This window comes from Acinetobacter sp. S4400-12 (genome assembly GCF_024129495.1).
Classification (GTDB): Bacteria; Pseudomonadota; Gammaproteobacteria; order Pseudomonadales; family Moraxellaceae; genus Acinetobacter; species Acinetobacter lwoffii_C.
Genome location: NZ_JAMXYB010000001.1, coordinates 145,485 through 162,609 on the forward strand (window position 1 = coordinate 145,485; position 17,125 = coordinate 162,609).

A 17,125-nucleotide genomic window follows, 5' to 3' on the forward strand; every position below is an offset into this window, starting at 1 on the left:
CTATGGAAATTGTCTTAGCCAACCCGCGTGGTTTCTGTGCTGGTGTTGATCGTGCAATTGCGATTGTGAACCGGGCCCTAGAATGCTTTAATCCACCCATTTATGTGCGTCATGAAGTGGTCCATAATAAATTTGTGGTGGATGACCTGCGTCAGCGTGGCGCGATTTTTGTCGATGAACTCGATGAAGTACCAGATGACAATATTGTGATTTTTAGTGCACACGGAGTATCTAAGGCGGTACAGCAAGAAGCGGAGCGTCGTGGCCTGAAAGTTTTTGATGCGACGTGTCCGCTAGTGACCAAAGTACATATTGAAGTGACCAAATATGCCCGTGAAGGGATTGAAGCCATTTTAATTGGTCATGAAGGCCACCCGGAAGTCGAAGGCACCATGGGTCAATACGACAAGAAAAAGGGTGGTGAAATTTATCTGGTTGAAGATGAAGAGGATGTCGCCGCTTTAACAGTGCATAATCCCGATAAAGTGGCATTTGTCACACAAACCACTTTGTCCATTGATGATACTGCTAAAGTCATTGATGCGCTTCGCCAGAAATTTCCGAATATCCAGGGACCGCGTAAAGATGATATTTGCTATGCCACGCAAAACCGTCAGGATGCGGTGCGCGATCTGGCATCTGCTTGTGATGTGGTTCTGGTGGTCGGTTCGCCAAACTCGTCTAACTCAAACCGCTTACGTGAACTAGCCGAGCGTATGGGGAAAGCAGCTTATTTGGTGGATAATGCGGATGAGCTGCAACAAGGCTGGTTTACTGAAAATACTAAAATTGGAGTTACCGCTGGAGCGTCTGCGCCAGAAATTCTAATTAAACAAGTCATTCAGCGTTTACAGGACTGGGGGGCACAGGCACCTCAAGAGCTGGATGGTCGTGAAGAAAATATTACTTTTAGTTTGCCCAAAGAGTTACGCATTCCTGTAACTCAGGCTTAAAAGGTGTTGTAGTTAACAGTTTAATTTTACTCAAAAATTAACGGATGATTGCCAAATGACAGTCATCCGTTTTTTTATGCCTTTTATCTTGTAATGTGTGGTTTTTGTAAACAATTAGAATAAGATTTTTAATAGGGTAAAGTTTTGTTGCTGGGGGGCGCATGCAGAAAAATAAGGGATTTACGCTGATTGAGTTGATGGTGACGATTGCGATCTTAGTAATTGTGACGATGATGGCGGCGCCTTCGTTTGGAAATTTAGTACAAAAACAGAATTTGAATAGAAGTACTCAGGAGCTGATAGGTCAGCTAAATAGTGCACGCTCTCAAGCTGTATTAGAACGTAAAGAAGTTAAAGTTAAATTAAATAGAACTTTTGATCGTTTAACCGCTAGCGAAAAAATAGATTTTGCAGTCAAAAAGCTATTAATCTGGAGCCCTCAAGATAAGGCGGTGTTGAAAACGGGCTCTCCTACCGAAATTACCTTTTTGTTAAGTGGAGGGGTGAAAAATTTTGCAGCAGATATTAATGGTAAACCCTTCGTAGTTTGTAATAAAAATGGCGGTAATAAATCTAAAAACATTAGCATTTCTTTGATGGGGACAATACAAGTGACAGAGGGGACATGTTGATGAACACAATAAATAATCAGCGTGGGATGGGTTTGGTTGAAGTCTTGGTGGCTTTATTCGTTTTGGCAATTGGGGTGCTGGGCTTTATTGCTTTGCAATACCGTGCCGTTGAGGCAACTGAGGAAAGTAGTGCTCGTATCCAAGCCATCAATTTAGGACGTGATTTGGCAGAAAGAATGCGTGTAAATCGCGGGGCAGAAAATGTTTATACCTATCATCTAAATACAGGTGGGAAACAGATAGATCGAGCAAAAAACTGTTTTACTGCAACGAATTGTACGAGTGCTGACTTCGCCGATTTTGATGTGTCCGAAATTTCTAAAAAAGCACGTACTGTAGGGATGACAGTAAATTATTTACCTTGTCAAGGGAATAAAGATGAGCGCCATTGTATTTATGTGGCATGGGGAGATACTGCAGCAACAGATGGGCCACTAGGTGAAGGAAATTGTACTTCCAGTACAGCTTATGATCCTACTTCGACATGTTTGATTATGGAGGTCTACTGAGATGAGTAATAAGCAAGTAGGCTTTACATTGGTTGAGCTAATGGTTGCTTTAGCTTTAGGCTTGGTGATTAGTGCAGCTGCAACTATGTTATTTCTAACTGCATCTAGAAGTCAGACATTGCAGCAAGGGCAAGCGAGTTTACAAGATGATGCAAACTTTGGTCTAAATGCGATCACTCAAGATATTCGTTTAGGTAATTTAAATAGTTTAATATCAAATATTAATGACTCAATTACTTACGGTGGAGTAATTTTTAGATCTAGAGCAAATCCACTTACTGTAAATGGTACAGACACTGCAAACTTACCTATGACGTTAGAAGGTTCATCGGTAGCTGTGAATCTATTGTCCAGAAGTCATAGTCATTCGGCAGGCGCGACTCCACAATGGTCTGGTATATCGAATGCCGATACCTACTCTAGTGATCAACTGAGTATCCAATATTTACCACAATATATTTTAGATGATAAAAGAACCCCATCTACTGTAGATGACGTTTGGTATGGTGGATTTGATTGCGAAGGGAATGAATTAGAATTTACCTTAGATGAAGGGCGGCACGTGATTGTTCAACGTTATTTCCTGAGAGTTGATGATAATAAGAACAGTAATGAGCCCAACCAGGCTTTAGCACTTGCCTGTGATGCTGGCCATTATCCGCTTGATGGTGATCCTACAACGATTAAAAATTTTGGGGATGCAGGACAAATTATATTAAAACGTGCTGATCATTTTAGGGTGTTATACGGTATTCAAAATGGTCCGAACCATCGTTATATCGATGCTAAGACATATTTAGATTTGCCCGCACCACGACCACGAATTTTATTGGTTCAATTAGGGATTTTGGGGCGTTCAAATCAATCAGTTGGTCATGGTGGTTCATTTGAAGATGGTCAAGTTTTTCAAGTATTAGATCAAGCTGTTTCAATTAAAACTCCTGCGGCAGGCTCTCCAAAATATGCACGTCAAGTAGTTACACAATCAGTGGCTTTAAGAAATACATTCGGAGAGAGAGGACAATGATGAATCATCAACGTGGTGCAACATTAATAGTTGTACTTTTAATGTTGCTTGCCATTATTGTGATTGGCACATTGGCTATTCGCCAAAGTTTAGTTAGCTTAAACATTGCAACGAATAGTCAGGCGCAACAACTTTTACTACAAAACTCCGATGCTGCATTTTTTAATGTAGAGCGTGAAGACAATATTATTCAAGCTCTAAGTTCGAGTGGGATGTTTGGCTACATAAGTGGTGCGGCAGATAAAGATAAAGAAATGGTCTTTTGCTATCGCGGTGCTGAGGCAAGCTTTTTTGATATTAATCGTGCGAGTTTAATTTACTGGAAAGCCGGTGACACAGCCCCAACAAATAATGAATTTGGATTGGAGGGGTATTGCGACTCTAAGGAAAGTGCGAAGAACTTTTTTACCAGTGGTCGTAAAGCGGTTATGACGCAAGTCGCTGTTAAATTTTCTAGTATTTCTCAAAATGACCCTTTTTTTGGTGCCCAGTTTGGTACTGATGATCAAACTGTAAAGTTTGACCGAAGCAAGCCAGTGAAAGTTTTTTCTGTGTCAGTTATGCCTACTCTGACAAATGCTTCAGCTACAGATATTAACAACTGCTTTAGAAATCATATGAGTGAAGTCACGATTCCTGAAAGGACTTCTGTTCCATTAGATGCAGTTTCGCGAAGAACAGTGACCGAGTGTCTTTCTGAATTAAATATTCCATATACATCACATGTCACTGAGTATGTGATTGTTCAAGACTTTGTATGAATTGGGGTAATGAAATGAAATTACAAAAAAATAATTTCCTGCATTTTTTTCGTTATAAAGTGCTTGTAGCAAGTATCGCGGCACTATCCACTACTTTGGTAACCACGAGTGTTTCACAAGCTAGTGACATTGATATTTATCAAGATGCAAAGTCTGGTGATATCACGTTGATGTTTTTGATTGATGTTTCTGGGAGTATGGATGAAAAAGATGGTACAGGGAAAATGCGCATTGATCGTGTTAAAGAGGCAATGGAGGCTTTATTAAATGGAAATAATAAGCTAGCTGATGACAAAATCATTGGGTTATCGACATTAGGTGCATTAAAGTGGAGTGGTTATAACAGTAGTAATAATAGTAATGGTGCTATTATAGTACCAGCTAGAGCGTTGGGAGATAATGTCACTCAAACAAAAACACAAAGAGCTCTTTTACTTGAAGAAATTAAAAAATTAACTGCGACAACAAGTACACCAACGGGAACATCATATTTAGAAACAGTTTCTTATATGTTGGGTAATAAGGGCGGGGGAGGGTATGATAATTATTCAAGACCAGAAACTAAGGAAACTGGCCCATCGAATACTTCAATTTACACAGGTAAGTATCTAGCTCCAAACTCTTTGACTCAGTCCGATGATATTAAAAAATGTAGTGGACAAGGTGTCTATGTATTGACTGATGGTGAGCCGAATACAGGCGAGGCAAAACAAGATAGGGTTCGGGAAGCACTTGGTATAACAAGTGGAATGAATAGAGTGTCTTGTAATGGGAATTGGTCGTGTATTCAAGAAACAGCGAAAGCTTTACTTGATCCTGTGAGAAGTAGTAAACAGCTGAAATTTAAAACAGCGGTAGTTGGGTTTGGTTCAAGTTTCAATAATGTGGCTTCTTATGATCCTACGAAGACTCAAGCTCAAAATTTAGCCCCATTCGTAAGCGCTAATGGAACTAAAAAGACAAATTTAACGAATGTACAAGAAGCCGCATATTGGGGGATTATTGGTGAAGGTGGGTGGTATTCAGGTAATGAAGCTCAGGATGTAATTGATAGTGTAAACGATTTTATTAGTAATCTATCTAAAGACATTCCTTCAGTTACGACTGGCTCTCCTACTATTCCTCGAGATGCATTAAACCCTGCTGAGCTACAAGATAATGCTTATTATCAAACTTTTCAGCCAACACCAAATACAAATTACCAATTATGGTTGGGTAATTTGAAAAAATATTTAGTTGGCGATAATGGCGTTTTAAAAGGTAAGAATTCGGCAATTGTATTTGAAACTGATGGTCGTATTAAAGAACCCACTTATGATGCTAATGGAAATATTACCTCTGCAGTTTATGATTATTGGGCAAAAAGCATTAATACGGCTGTAGAAAATAGTGATGAAAATACAGTTGGTAGTAAGAAGTTTGCTGCACGTGGGGGTGCATGGTCGCAGATGCTGTTAGGTGCAACTACACAAAATACGGCAGATCGTAAATTATTTACAAATCGTAAAGCAATTATTTCAAACGGTACTACTACTTTTGGTGGCACAGGATCTCTACGGCAAATTGAATTAGCAGATATTGAGAATACAACATATAAAAATGATCCGAATCGCGGTTATTTATTGTCTCTTTTAGGGTACAACATTGATCTAAGTAAACTACCAACAACAGTTATTAATTTAAAAGCACAACCAGCTTTGCGGCAAATGGGTGCAGTCATGCATTCCTATCCGGTACTGGTCACAAATAAAGGGAAGTTAGAATACAACAAGACTAAAAAGGTAATGGAATCTACAGGTCGTGAAGACTATGTGTTGTTTGGAACAACACAAGGTTTATTGCATGTTGTAGATGCAGAAACTGGAGTGGAAAAATTTGCTTTTGTACCGAATGAAATGGTTGAAAATCAAAAAGATGCTTTTCGTTTATCGAGTGTAACGAATGGCGGAATGCAAAAACTTTATTATGGTGTAGATGGTCCTTGGAGCCTTTATACTCAATATGTTGTAGATGGTACAGGAAACTTAGTAGTAGGTGATGGTCGTACAGCAAGCCAGAAAGGCATGCAAATGGCATATGGTGGTTTGCGTATGGGAGGGCGCAGTTATTACGCATTAGACTTAAGTAATATTAATACTCCTGAACTTAAATTCCATATTGACCCTGCGACTCAACAAGTATATAGCGGAACCAAATCTACACTGTTTAGTCAGCTTCAATATATGGGGCAAAGTTGGTCTAAACCATCGATTGGTTGGATCAATTGGGGGGGTACGCGAAAACGCGTGATGTTTGTGGGTGGCGGCTATGATGCAGGTGGAGATGACGGGGATGCACGTACCAATGGAGTTAAGGGTTTGTATGGGGGGTATGAAAGTAGTAATTACAATCCAACCAAATCAAAAGGTGCGGGCGTTTATATGTTTGATGCAGATAATGGTGATCTACTTTGGTGGACAAGTGATAATGTTACAAGTACATCAGCACTAACAACCGAAAAAGGTGTTATTGCAACTAAACATTCAGATTTGAAATATAGCGTGGTTAGTGAAATACGTACTGTAGATCGTGATGGTGATGATTTAATTGATCATATCTATTTTGGGGATTTAGGTGGTCAATTATTTAGAGTAGATTTTGATAATAAACAAAATAAAATTGGTGCCATACCAAAAACACCCGTTAAACTTTTAAAATTGCATGCGGGAGCAAAGAGCCCTCGTTTTTATGATATGCCAGGTTTTTCTTTATATAATCAAAACGGTATTACCTTTGCTGTAATTTCCATTGGTAGTGGTAACCGTAGCGCGCCATTAAATGATTATACCTCTTCAGATGCGACTTATGATTATGACGCAATTTATAATATTTATGATAAAGATGTAGCACGTCGTGATTTATTTACGCGAACTACAGCACTAAATACAGAAAATCTTGAAAAATCAAATTTAGGGGAAATTACAGAGGGAAATAGATTTTCTAATACTGATCCAGTTGCCTCTTATGATAAAAAAGATGGCTGGTTCTATCGTTTCCAACATTGTACGGTTGGTGTGGATGGTAAGCTGACAAATTGTAGTAACTATAAAAAACAAAGTGAAAAGGTCTTTGGTACCCCATTAGCAATGAACTATAAGCTTTATGTATCAACGTTTGATGCAAGTAAACCAGGTATTTCAGGTGATTGTGGTGCGGGTGTTAAAGGTGAAAGTATGCTTACGGCTTTCTGTATGCCTTTTGGTCAATGTGCAACGAAAATAGAACCTTCGCGTAGTGTTATTGGTGTCGGTATACACACTGTGACTGTAGGTGGTACAGATGAGGCAGGTAAAGAAGGTGGTGATGATTGTGTCGGTGAAAATTGTCCTCCAGTAGAGTGTAAAGAGGGGGCTGATGAATCTTGTCTACCAAAAGCAATAGGGGATACAAGTGCGAAAAATTATTGCATTAATACAAGTGGTCGTATTGCGTTAACTGTTACAGGTGGCTTTGGTTCAGGTGAAGCAACTGAGATGTGCCTAATTCCACAACGGTGGTATGAAAAATTAGCTCGTAAAGCTTCTTAATGGTGGCGATATGAATAGATATAGTTCACATCAAGATGGTTTTACTTTAGTTGAGGTAATAGTTGTAGTTGTGATTGTGGCAATTTTTGCCGCAATTGCAATTCCATCGTATCAACAATACGTGCGCCGCGTTCAGGCAACACAGGCACAAAATCAATTGCAGCAAATCGCAATGGCTTTAGAGCGTCATAAATCTAGAAATTTTAATTATCAAGGTTTCGTGATGCCTACAGGAATGGCGATCTTACCCAAGGGGGCAACAGGAGCAGCTGTGAAGTATAACTTTACAATTGTTTCAGGTGCTGGAGGGCAATCGTGGGTTGTTACTGCAGAAAGTAAGGATTCTCGAAATTTTAGCTTTCTAATGTCCAGTAGGGGACTCCGTTGTAAAAATAAGACTTGGACAAATATTAATACCACTACCATTACGTGTGGTGCGGGGCATGAAGAATGGTAACTCGAATAAAAGGCTTTACCCTTATTGAGCTTATGATTGTTGTGGCAATTATTGGAATTCTGGCTGCAATTGCTTATCCATCGTATCAAGAGTACGTGCGTAAAACAAAAAGAGCAGAAGCTCAGTCAGAAATGTTAGAATTAGCCAATCGTATACAGCGCTTTAAAATAGCAAATTTTTCCTATGTCCCTCTGATTAATGGTATGGAAACGCCAGTTACTTTAAATAGCCTACAGCACTCTGGAAATCTACCTAGCCAAGGTAAGTCCTTATATAATTTACGTTTAATTGATGTGACTCCAACTACTTGGACAATGATTGCAACCCCAATATCGGGAACAACTCAACAAGGGGATGGTTCAATTTGTTTAAATCACAGAAGTGAAAAATTTTGGTCAAAAGGATTGGTGTGTACTGCTGCTAATTTGAGTAATGAATCAACATGGTGAAATTAAAAACCAATCCAAAATTGTAGCCAACCCACTTTTTAATCTTTCATTCAGGGCAAACATCGCGTAAAATACGGCCCTCTATGAAAGGGGTTTGAATTGTGTCGATGGTCGATACAGGGATAATCCGTAAAAACTATAAGGTTCTATCATGGTTGTTATTCGTCTTACTCGTGGTGGTGCTAAAAAGCGTCCATTCTATCAAATTGTTGTAACTGACAGCCGCAATGCGCGTGACGGTCGTTTCATCGAACGTATCGGTTTCTTCAACCCAACAGCTCAAGGTAAAGCAGAAAAACTTCGTTTAGATGCTGATCGTTTCGCTCACTGGGTGGCTCAAGGTGCTCAACCTTCAGAGCGTGTTGCTTCTTTAGCTGCTCAAGCTAAGAAAGCTGCAGCTGCTGCATAATTTTAACAAATTAAGTAGTAGGTAGCCCATGACACCAACACAGAATGTTCCCGAAGATCGTATTCAGATTGGACAGTTACGTTCAGCATATGGATTAAATGGGTGGCTCTGGGTCTATTCCAATACAGAACCCATGAGCAACATATTTGACTACCTGCCTTGGTACATTGAGACCAAAGCAGGTTGGCAAATTGTCGATGTAAAACGTTGGAAACCGCATGGTAAAGGCCTGGTGGTCAGCTTGAAAGGTGTGAGCGATCGCACTGCAGCAGATAACCTGGTGGGTGCAAATATCTGGATTGCAAAATCGCAACTGCCACAAGCAGGCGTGGACGAGTATTACTGGTCTGATCTGAAAGGCCTAACGGTGTTAGGTCTGGACGATGATGAGCAGGAAGTTAACCTCGGTCAAATCCATGAGCTGTTTGAGACAGGTGCCAATGACGTTATGGTGGTTCGTGCGACTGCCGAGAGCGTTGATGGTGAAGAGCGAATGATTCCATGGCACAAAGATGTGGTCCAGCATGTTGATCTCGAAGCTGGTCGTATCTACGTAAATTGGGGCGTAGATTACTAATATTTCGGAAATAGAGGAGTCTGCGATGTTTTTTGCAGTCATTACGCTTTTTCCTGAAATGTTTGAAGCGATTACAGCCTACGGGATTAGCGGGCGCGCAGCAAAACGGGATTTGATGCAGATTCACTGTATTAATCCACGTGATTTTGCGACGGGCAACTACAAACGGGTGGATGAACGTCCATTTGGGGGTGGTCCGGGTATGGTGATGATGGCTGAGCCGCTGGCAAAAGCAATTCATCGTGCCAAAGAGCTTGCAAGTGATGCCGGTGCGGTTCATGTACCGGTGGTGTATATGTCACCACAAGGTAAAACCTTAAACGAAGCAGCAGTACAGGATTTCGTTCAGTATGACGGTCTGATTGTACTCTGCGGACGTTACGAAGGGGTCGATGAGCGTTTGATCCAGAAATATGTTGATCAGGAATGGTCAATCGGGGATTACGTCTTGTCGGGCGGTGAGCTGCCTGCGATGGTTTTATTAGACAGCATTATTCGGAGACTTCCGAATGCCATGTCTGATGAGCAATCTCATGTGCAAGACTCCTTTGTGGACGGTCTGTTAGACTGCCCGCAATATACCAAGCCAGATCATTTTGAAGGTTTGGATGTGCCTGAGGTATTAAAGTCCGGGCATCATGCAAATATTGAAAAATGGCGGTTTTTGCAGCGTTACCAGCGTACACTTGAACGCCGCCCAGAGTTGGTGGAGCAAGTTGAGCTAAGCAAGCAGCAAAAAAAATGGCTCAAAGATGAACAAGGGTAAGTAAACTTAAAGCACTGCTTTAAGGCTTTACCTGAGCAAAATACTTAAATTTAATTAAGTATTTTATTCGGCTCTTTATGTATTGAAGTGGTCAAGCATAAAGAAAAAGTTTAATGGGTAACATGCGCTTTAGCCTCTATACCCTGCGGATATCAGACCCCTTCTGACCCGCGCTAATCGGAGATACCCCATGAGCGGTAAGCATCCTTTAGTTCAAGCAGTTGAAAATGCACAATTAAGAACAGATCTACCTGAATTTGCACCAGGTGATACAGTTATTGTTTCTGTAAAAGTAAAAGAGGGCGATCGTGAACGTCTTCAGGCTTTTGAAGGTGTGGTAATTGCGATCAAAAACCGTGGCTTAAACTCTGCGTTTACAGTTCGTAAAATCTCTAGCGGTGTTGGTGTTGAACGTGTTTTCCAAACACATTCTCCAATCGTAGCTAAAGTTGAAGTGAAACGTCGTGGTGCCGTTCGTCGTGCTAAACTTTACTACCTGCGTGAATTGTCTGGTAAAGCTGCGCGTATCCGTGAAAAATTACCAGCTCGTAAAGTTAAAGCTTAATTTTAAGTTTTATCACGAGTTAAAAAATGCGCCAATCGGCGCATTTTTTATATCTGTAGTTTATATGCCTGTACTTTTAATCTGTTGGCTGGTGAATGGAAAATCACCACTTGCTCATCCTGAATATTACCAAAGTTGTCCCCTCATCATGTTTTTTTAAAACAACTGAAGTATTCTCTATAGTCGCTCCAGAATCATCTTTGACCTTAAAGTCCCTGTAACTTTAAACGGTTGGCATGCTGGCGATAGACATTGACCGGATCAGGGGCAAAAAGACTTTTAAGACCCAATACCATATTAACCTCGTCCAGATGATTCCAGTGGTAATTATCGCGAATGGTTTTACCGAATTTTGCGCTACAACGTGCCACCAGGCCATCATTATCCCGTCCTCCATCTATTAATAAGCTGGTGAGCTGTAAAGCGGAGTCCGGATCAAGAATATTGGTGACCGTTCCAACACCAGTAAAAGAATAGTGGTAAATGCCTCCCTGTTTATAGCTGCCTTCTCCACAGCTTGTTGTAGGCATCCCGAGGGGATATTTCTGGTTAAATTCAGCTGCGCCGGCCAGTGTAAGACTGTTACCTGCCGCCATGGAGTCATGCGGGAAACTGTTCGGGTTTAGGCCCTGTGCCCAAGTAATTGCTTTAGACATCAGGTTAATGCTACCGACCAATGCTTCTTCAATAACCGTGCCTTGCGCTTTTAGAATTAAATCTGCCACTGTAGAACCTTTATGGGGTGCGCCCACTGTAGTTAAGGAGGCAACGGAGTTAGGGGCTACACCTGCCACATAGCGAATCGTCGGGCCGCCATGCGAGTGACCAATCAGATTGACCTTTTCAGCGCCTGTAATGGCTAAAATTTCTTCAACCTGCTGTTTAAGCTGTTCACCCCGTACCTCAGATGAGTTAAAGGGTGATACACGCGTGGCCCACACATTGGCGCCATTACGGGCCAAATCTGGCAGAATCTGATACCAGTAATCCAGTCCAAACTGATCCGTGCCAATACGAATAAATCCTGCCATACCATGCGCAAAGACTATCGGATATCGGGTTTTGGCGTAGTTCGAGCTGACTTTTACAGTGGCTTGACTGGCCAGTGTGGGAGTTTGTGCCGTGACAGAGCTTGAGCCGAAGAGCAAGCCTGCTATAAATAGTCCATATTTCATAAATCACTCCTGCTTGTTGTTTTTATGGCAATCCGCGCCATATTTTTCTTTTGTAATGACCCGCGTCGCCCTGGCACACTGCTTGGGTGTGTAGAGATAAGCCAAGCACTATGCTACTGGTGAGCGTGACAGCCAATGCGGGCTGAAACTGCCTCAACATTTTCATAAACTCCCTTTTTATAAGTTTTATTAAATAGGTTGTCAGTTCCAGCGCTAAAATTTTGCAGTCCATGCTGCGCTGCTCATGGGGAGATATTGTTTTTCTTTTGCTTATTCTTCTCAGACTGTCGGCTAAAGACCATATCATTTCAGGACAAGAGCAAGCTGAAAAATAGTGGCGCACCAACTATTCGAGATAGCTTTTATAAACTCTTGAAAACGCGACGCCATATGAACAGTGGCTGACATACTTGTTTACCTCTATTGAGGTAGGATCTTTGTCAATCCGATGAATAGATCCAGTAAGGAGCCAGCTTCTCTGATGTGATTTGATCAGGAGAGCATGTCAATCTGGATAAGGTAATTTACCCCCCTGATCATGCAGTTGTTCAAAGGTGGCCAGTCGCAAACGGTCTTCTGGCTTTTTAAAGGACTGTACCCGCAGCTCCTGAATGGCTTGCTGTTTGGCATTATCACTTATGCCACTTTTTAAGATATTGTCCCGTGCATGAAGGTAGTGGTTGACATTGTTTTTCCAGTTGGCCCGTTCTATATCCAGTTTTTCCAAACGCTGGGTGGCGGCCGGACCCACCAGATTCAGACGCATCTGCCGGATTTCTTCATCAGAGCCGCCGCGTGCTTTAATATCAGCCGTTAATTGACGTAAATCTTCTAGCTTGTTCAGTTGTTCCAGGTTTTCCTGCCAGTCCTGAGGCAGTTGCTCGAATAAGTTTTTCAGTTGCTGGGCTTTTTCTGCTTCACTCAGCTGTTGATCTGCCAGAACCGCCATCCGTTCCAAGGTATATTCATGGTAGCGATCTTCTGTACCAAACAGGCCTTCAATTTCACCCTTCGAGAAAAACTGTTGACGTAAATTCTGGGTAGCAGTATAGATGCTGCGGTAATAAGCCGGGTCTTCCTGATTGAGGCCAGAGGGCGGGTTTAATGAACCTAGGGCCCGACGGTATTGCAGATAACGCTTCCACAAGTCCAGAATTTGTGAGAGCGCAGGTTGTTGATAGTTCTGCGAAATGTAGCCATGAAAACCTGTATCGATCTGTTCCAGTGTTTTTTCGCCATACTGGGTAATAAAATATTCAAAACAGTTACGGGTCTGTTCATTCACTATTAAGCGCTGACTGGCATCAAGATGCATTTGACAGTTGATTTCCGTATCCTGCTGACTGGAACTGGCAAACATGGCATTGGCCGGGTTCTGGTCCAGCAATACTGTCTGTTGCTGGGGGGCAGTGGCGGAAGATGACGGCGTAGCTATATGTGCTTCAGCCTTATCTTTGGGAGCTAGCCACAGAATCAGGGTGATCATACAGAGGAGCACCAGCGCCACAATAATCCAGATTTTGTATTTCTGCATATCCTATGCACCTTTTTTGTTTTTCTTTCCTGAGGAATCCAGTCTAAATAGACTCAATGTGCCATAAATGTATTTCAACAGCATAGACAAGTTGTAAATCATCGAGCAGGGTTTTACCATTGCACCAATTTAAAAAATGTCTGATGTTGTGCCATGAAAGTAGCTTCTCCTAAAATTCAGCGTCGTCATATCAGCGGTGTATTTCTGTTAAATAAACCTTTGGGCATCAGCTCTAATGCTGCATTGCAAAAAGTCCGCTGGCTGTACCGTGCGCAAAAGGCAGGCCATACCGGGGCACTGGATCCACTGGCCTCCGGTTTATTGCCGATCTGTCTGGGAGAGGCGACCAAGTTTTCGCATTATCTGCTGGATTCGACCAAGCGCTATCAGACCACCATCTTTTTAGGTCATAGCACCACCACGGGTGATGTCGAAGGTGAAGTGCTACTGGAGCAGGCGGTGCCCGAGCTGACTGAAGCGCGTATTGAAGAGGTCTTGGCTCAGTTCACTGGGGATATCCAGCAAGTGCCACCGATGTATTCGGCTCTCAAAAAAGAAGGCCGACCGTTATATGAGCTGGCTCGCCAAGGCATTGAGATTGAACGTGAAGCTCGTCCAATCACTATTTATGCAATTACCTTATTGTCCTTTACTGAAAACAGTATCACGCTGGATGTGACCTGCTCCAAAGGCACTTATATTCGTGTACTCGGTGAAGATATTGCCAAAGCGCTGGGAACGTATGGTCATCTGACTTATCTGCACCGTACCCGAACTGGACATTTTGATCTTATCCCTGGCTATACCCTCGAATATCTGGAAAGTCTGACTGAAGCAGAGCGCGAAGCCCTGCTTTTAGCTGCCTATGCTCCGGTCCAGCATTTTACGCACATTCAGGTGCCGGAAGGCCGCGCGGAGTATTTTAGCCGGGGGATGGAAAGTAATATTGATCATCCTGCTGAACCGCAGGTATTGGTCTTTCATGGCGATCAGTGTTTGGGGCTGGCAGAAATTACCGAGCGTAAACGTCTGGTGCCAAAACGCGTACTTAATCTCTAATTCGGTTTTATTCACATGGAGCTTGAGATTATCATCAGTCTGGTCGTCTTTGCCTTTATGGCAGGGGCGATTGATGCAGCGGTGGGAGGCGGTGGGCTGATCCAGATTCCAGCCCTCATGAGCAGCCTGCCGCACTTGCAACCTGCCACAGTATTTGGCACCAACAAGCTGGCTTCGATTTTTGGAACCGGTTCTGCGGCCTGGTCTTACCTCAGGCAGGTCAAACTGCCTTGGAACTTGCTGGGCGTGATTGCGCTGTGCAGCTTTGTCAGTGCTTTTATGGGCGCAGCCAGTGTCACCCTGATTCCGGTCGATATTCTCAAGCCTTTTGTTTTGTTCATGCTGATCGTGATTGCACTGTATACCTTCATGAAAAAGCAGTTCGGCCAGTTACATGTCGAGCAAAAGCCGAATAAAAAGATGCTGATTCTGGCAGCACTGGGCAGCTTGCTGATCGGATTTTATGACGGAATTTTTGGACCCGGCACGGGCAGTTTCTTTATCTTCTTTTTTATCCGTTACCTGAGCGTAGATTTTCTGCATGCATCGGCACTTTCAAAAATCGCCAACTTCACCACCAACCTGGCGGCTTTAAGTTTCTTTATTCCCAGTGGCCATGTGCTATTTCTGCTCGGTGCGATGATGGCGGTGGCGAATATTGCCGGCTCGCTGCTGGGGGTCAGACTGGCTTTTAAATATGGTAGTGGCTTTATCCGGATTTTGTTCCTGATACTGGTTAGTTTGCTGATTTGTCGTTTGAGCTATCAGCTGTTCTGGGCTTGAAACTAGATGTAAACCATTCTCGATATTAACCTTTTTATAGCAACAGCTGTACAAACTATGCCAGATTAACTCCTAAAAATTCTCTAGAATCAGCAGCATGAAGAACAAAAAATGAAACAGGAGTCATGATGCAGACGATTTTTGAAGCTTTAAGAGAAAGCCACCAGATTCAGCGCGAGCTGGCAGAAAAATTATTACAGACTTCCGGGGATTCACCTGAACGCCGTGAATTGTTCAAGCAACTCAAAAATGAACTGTTTGCCCATGAGACGGCGGAAGACCGCTATTTCTATATTCCATTGATGATGACGGATTCTGGCCTGAGTATCACCCGTCATGCTCTGGCAGAACACCATGAAATGGATGAAATGGTCGAAGAACTGACGGCGATGGAACTCAGTAATCCTGGGTGGATTGCACTGGCAAAAAAACTGTCTGAGAAGGTGCATCACCATTTAAAAGAGGAAGAACATGGTTTCTTTCAGCAGGCTGGTAAAATTTTGGATGAGCAACAAAAGACGGCTTTGGCTGAACAATATCAGCGGGAATACCAGCATTATAAAGACATGAACAAAGATACGCTGGTCCAAAGCTAATCTTTGCATTTAAAATTACATCACACCACACCATGGCTGGATAACCATCTTTGAATCAGTTAATTCAGCTTGTTGATTTTTGGGGTTTTATATTTTTTACGCGTTTCACTTAAGGTTACCCCGACTGAGGCCAGCATAATACAGAACAGTGCCACGGTTTGAAGCAGAGTAATTTTTTCACCCAGCAGTAGAAACCCGGCCAGTGCTGCCAAGGCCGGAGACAGACTGGAGAGCGTACCATAGGTGGTTTTGTTCAGGTATTGCAGGGCTTTTAAATCCAGGGCATAAGGAATAGCAGTGGCCAATAGGGCAATCGCCAGGGCTTTTCCCCAGTACTGGGTCTCTATCAGGGCCGGGGCATTGTTATATAAACCAATGGGTAATAAACAGAACGCGGAAAGTGTAATAGCAATCGTCAGCGCATGCATGCCAATATTCTGCTGTACGACACGTTGTCCAAAATAGATATACAAGGCCCAGCACAGACCTGCACCCAGCGCACAGGCCGCGCCAATCAGGTCGAAATTACTGCTATGGGCCTGACCCCAAGGCACCATCAGGATGATCCCTAAAATTGCCAGCAAGACCCAGGCATAATCTTTGCGATTCTGAATTGAAATCAGTGCCAGGCCCAGCGGACCGATAAATTCCAGCCCTACCGCGATACCTTGTGGCAGGCGGCCTAGCGATAAATAAAACAGAATATTCATCACGCCTAAAGCTGCGCTATAGTAGAGCAGATCCCGCCATTTCAAGAAGCTTAAGCGTCGAATAATGTTCCAGGAGCGGAACATGACACAGACAATAACTGCCGCGAAACATAACCTTAAAATGGTCACAGTGATGGGATCAAGCACCATAAATAGCTGTTTGGCGAAGGAAGCACTGATCTGGTAGGAAGTCATGGATAAAACCATGTACACCACCGCAAGGAGTTGAGTGTTTGGCATGCAGGCGCTACTTATGCCAAAAAGGCATAATCAATCAATAGGGGAAAATGAAATTATAGCAAAGCGGGCTGTTTGTAATGCATAGAGCAGAAGAATATTTTATGTGCAGATACAGTAGATACAGTAGATAGAGAGCACATGAATTCAAATTTTCCAAAAAAGATCATTGTCAAAAATTTTTAAATTCAAAGTGTCAAATAGCAGGTTCTAAGTTTTGAATTTAAAAATACATCGCTGGTTTTAGTCTAAGGTATTTATAATCAATCTTTGATAAAACTATATTTTTATACTTAAGTGATTTTTAGTTTGATTTAAGTATGCACAATACTTTTAAAAGTTTAAAAAATAACTGATAAA

The 17,125-nt window shown here is 42.3% G+C and carries 18 protein-coding genes; 15 read left to right on the forward strand and 3 right to left on the reverse strand.

From position 1 onward, the window contains the following. The first annotated feature begins 2 nt into the window (after positions 1-2). The 12 genes from ispH to rplS all read left to right on the forward strand — a co-directional run bounded on the left by ispH (position 3) and on the right by rplS (position 10,671). Positions 3-953: a 4-hydroxy-3-methylbut-2-enyl diphosphate reductase gene (gene ispH / locus NI461_RS00660; RefSeq protein WP_151206689.1), complete on the forward strand. Its 951-nt coding sequence runs from the start codon at positions 3-5 to the stop codon at positions 951-953. Positions 954-1,114: 161 nt separating this feature from the next. Continuing rightward, positions 1,115-1,585, forward strand: a complete 471-nt coding sequence (locus NI461_RS00665; protein ID WP_253156113.1) for a Tfp pilus assembly protein FimT/FimU — start codon at positions 1,115-1,117, stop codon at positions 1,583-1,585. Continuing rightward, complete coding sequence (gene pilV, locus NI461_RS00670) at positions 1,585-2,094, forward strand: type IV pilus modification protein PilV (protein WP_253156114.1); 510 nt, start codon at positions 1,585-1,587, stop codon at positions 2,092-2,094. Before NI461_RS00665 ends, pilV begins: the two co-directional genes overlap by 1 nt. Position 2,095: 1 nt before the next feature. Next, the gene (locus tag NI461_RS00675; protein ID WP_253156115.1) at positions 2,096-3,121 is read left to right on the forward strand and encodes a PilW family protein; all 1,026 of its coding nucleotides are present in this window, start codon (positions 2,096-2,098) and stop codon (positions 3,119-3,121) included. Then, entirely contained in the window at positions 3,118-3,882 is a 765-nt protein-coding gene (locus NI461_RS00680; RefSeq protein ID WP_253156116.1) for a pilus assembly protein PilX, read from the forward strand. The genes NI461_RS00675 and NI461_RS00680 overlap by 4 nt, the downstream gene beginning before the upstream one ends. Before the next feature lie 14 nt (positions 3,883-3,896). Continuing rightward, positions 3,897-7,448 (forward strand): PilC/PilY family type IV pilus protein, encoded by a 3,552-nt coding sequence (locus tag NI461_RS00685; RefSeq protein ID WP_253156117.1) that lies wholly within the window; start codon positions 3,897-3,899, stop codon positions 7,446-7,448. A 10-nt stretch (positions 7,449-7,458) separates the two neighbouring features. Then, a complete protein-coding gene (locus NI461_RS00690) occupies positions 7,459-7,905 on the forward strand; it encodes a type IV pilin protein (RefSeq protein WP_253156118.1) in 447 nt (148 codons plus the stop codon). After that, the gene (locus NI461_RS00695) at positions 7,899-8,354 is read left to right on the forward strand and encodes a type IV pilin protein (protein ID WP_253156119.1); all 456 of its coding nucleotides are present in this window, start codon (positions 7,899-7,901) and stop codon (positions 8,352-8,354) included. Before NI461_RS00690 ends, NI461_RS00695 begins: the two co-directional genes overlap by 7 nt. Positions 8,355-8,505: 151 nt before the next feature. After that, positions 8,506-8,763 (forward strand): 30S ribosomal protein S16, encoded by a 258-nt coding sequence (gene rpsP, locus NI461_RS00700; protein WP_004974526.1) that lies wholly within the window; start codon positions 8,506-8,508, stop codon positions 8,761-8,763. Positions 8,764-8,791: 28 nt separating this feature from the next. Then, positions 8,792-9,340, forward strand: coding sequence for a ribosome maturation factor RimM (gene rimM / locus NI461_RS00705; protein WP_174660315.1), 549 nt, complete (start codon positions 8,792-8,794; stop codon positions 9,338-9,340). Between the two features lie 25 nt (positions 9,341-9,365). After that, complete coding sequence (gene trmD, locus NI461_RS00710) at positions 9,366-10,106, forward strand: tRNA (guanosine(37)-N1)-methyltransferase TrmD (RefSeq protein ID WP_253156120.1); 741 nt, start codon at positions 9,366-9,368, stop codon at positions 10,104-10,106. 190 nt (positions 10,107-10,296) lie between these two features. Beyond that, entirely contained in the window at positions 10,297-10,671 is a 375-nt protein-coding gene (gene rplS / locus NI461_RS00715) for a 50S ribosomal protein L19 (RefSeq protein WP_151204600.1), read from the forward strand. 206 nt (positions 10,672-10,877) lie between these two features. Here the strand turns inward: rplS and NI461_RS00720 are convergent, their stop codons facing one another. Together NI461_RS00720 and NI461_RS00725 are read right to left on the reverse strand one after the other, a co-directional pair. After that, positions 10,878-11,846, reverse strand: coding sequence for a triacylglycerol lipase (locus tag NI461_RS00720; protein WP_253156121.1), 969 nt, complete (start codon positions 11,844-11,846; stop codon positions 10,878-10,880). A 505-nt stretch (positions 11,847-12,351) separates the two neighbouring features. Continuing rightward, entirely contained in the window at positions 12,352-13,380 is a 1,029-nt protein-coding gene (locus tag NI461_RS00725) for a lipase secretion chaperone (protein WP_151206698.1), read from the reverse strand. 153 nt (positions 13,381-13,533) lie between these two features. Here NI461_RS00725 and truB point away from each other — a divergent pair, with 153 nt between their 5' ends. The 3 genes from truB to NI461_RS00740 all read left to right on the forward strand — a co-directional run bounded on the left by truB (position 13,534) and on the right by NI461_RS00740 (position 15,818). Next, positions 13,534-14,439: a tRNA pseudouridine(55) synthase TruB gene (gene truB, locus NI461_RS00730; RefSeq protein ID WP_253150369.1), complete on the forward strand. Its 906-nt coding sequence runs from the start codon at positions 13,534-13,536 to the stop codon at positions 14,437-14,439. A gap of 15 nt (positions 14,440-14,454) precedes the next feature. After that, positions 14,455-15,222 carry a TSUP family transporter gene (locus NI461_RS00735; protein WP_253156122.1) on the forward strand — a complete coding sequence of 256 codons (768 nt, stop codon included), beginning with the start codon at positions 14,455-14,457 and terminating at the stop codon, positions 15,220-15,222. 128 nt (positions 15,223-15,350) lie between these two features. Next, positions 15,351-15,818, forward strand: a complete 468-nt coding sequence (locus NI461_RS00740; protein ID WP_151205275.1) for a hemerythrin domain-containing protein — start codon at positions 15,351-15,353, stop codon at positions 15,816-15,818. Between the two features lie 59 nt (positions 15,819-15,877). Here the strand turns inward: NI461_RS00740 and NI461_RS00745 are convergent, their stop codons facing one another. Then, positions 15,878-16,768: an EamA family transporter gene (locus NI461_RS00745; RefSeq protein WP_253156124.1), complete on the reverse strand. Its 891-nt coding sequence runs from the start codon at positions 16,766-16,768 to the stop codon at positions 15,878-15,880. Between the last annotated feature and the right edge of the window lie 357 nt (positions 16,769-17,125).

Bases quoted from the DNA above. Each gene is read 5' to 3' on its own strand.
- NI461_RS00690 (WP_253156118.1), top strand. From the start codon at position 7,459: ATGAATAGATATAGTTCACATCAAGATGGTTTTACTTTAGTTGAGGTA.
- NI461_RS00735 (WP_253156122.1), top strand. From the start codon at position 14,455: ATGGAGCTTGAGATTATCATCAGTCTGGTCGTCTTTGCCTTTATGGCA.
- NI461_RS00740 (WP_151205275.1), top strand. From the start codon at position 15,351: ATGCAGACGATTTTTGAAGCTTTAAGAGAAAGCCACCAGATTCAGCGC.
- NI461_RS00725 (WP_151206698.1), bottom strand. From the start codon at position 13,380: ATGCAGAAATACAAAATCTGGATTATTGTGGCGCTGGTGCTCCTCTGT.
- NI461_RS00695 (WP_253156119.1), top strand. From the start codon at position 7,899: ATGGTAACTCGAATAAAAGGCTTTACCCTTATTGAGCTTATGATTGTT.
- pilV (WP_253156114.1), top strand. From the start codon at position 1,585: ATGAACACAATAAATAATCAGCGTGGGATGGGTTTGGTTGAAGTCTTG.
- rimM (WP_174660315.1), top strand. From the start codon at position 8,792: ATGACACCAACACAGAATGTTCCCGAAGATCGTATTCAGATTGGACAG.
- trmD (WP_253156120.1), top strand. From the start codon at position 9,366: ATGTTTTTTGCAGTCATTACGCTTTTTCCTGAAATGTTTGAAGCGATT.
- NI461_RS00680 (WP_253156116.1), top strand. From the start codon at position 3,118: ATGATGAATCATCAACGTGGTGCAACATTAATAGTTGTACTTTTAATG.
- rpsP (WP_004974526.1), top strand. From the start codon at position 8,506: ATGGTTGTTATTCGTCTTACTCGTGGTGGTGCTAAAAAGCGTCCATTC.
- NI461_RS00685 (WP_253156117.1), top strand. From the start codon at position 3,897: ATGAAATTACAAAAAAATAATTTCCTGCATTTTTTTCGTTATAAAGTG.
- truB (WP_253150369.1), top strand. From the start codon at position 13,534: ATGAAAGTAGCTTCTCCTAAAATTCAGCGTCGTCATATCAGCGGTGTA.
- NI461_RS00720 (WP_253156121.1), bottom strand. From the start codon at position 11,846: ATGAAATATGGACTATTTATAGCAGGCTTGCTCTTCGGCTCAAGCTCT.
- ispH (WP_151206689.1), top strand. From the start codon at position 3: ATGGAAATTGTCTTAGCCAACCCGCGTGGTTTCTGTGCTGGTGTTGAT.
- NI461_RS00675 (WP_253156115.1), top strand. From the start codon at position 2,096: ATGAGTAATAAGCAAGTAGGCTTTACATTGGTTGAGCTAATGGTTGCT.
- NI461_RS00745 (WP_253156124.1), bottom strand. From the start codon at position 16,768: ATGCCAAACACTCAACTCCTTGCGGTGGTGTACATGGTTTTATCCATG.
- NI461_RS00665 (WP_253156113.1), top strand. From the start codon at position 1,115: ATGCAGAAAAATAAGGGATTTACGCTGATTGAGTTGATGGTGACGATT.
- rplS (WP_151204600.1), top strand. From the start codon at position 10,297: ATGAGCGGTAAGCATCCTTTAGTTCAAGCAGTTGAAAATGCACAATTA.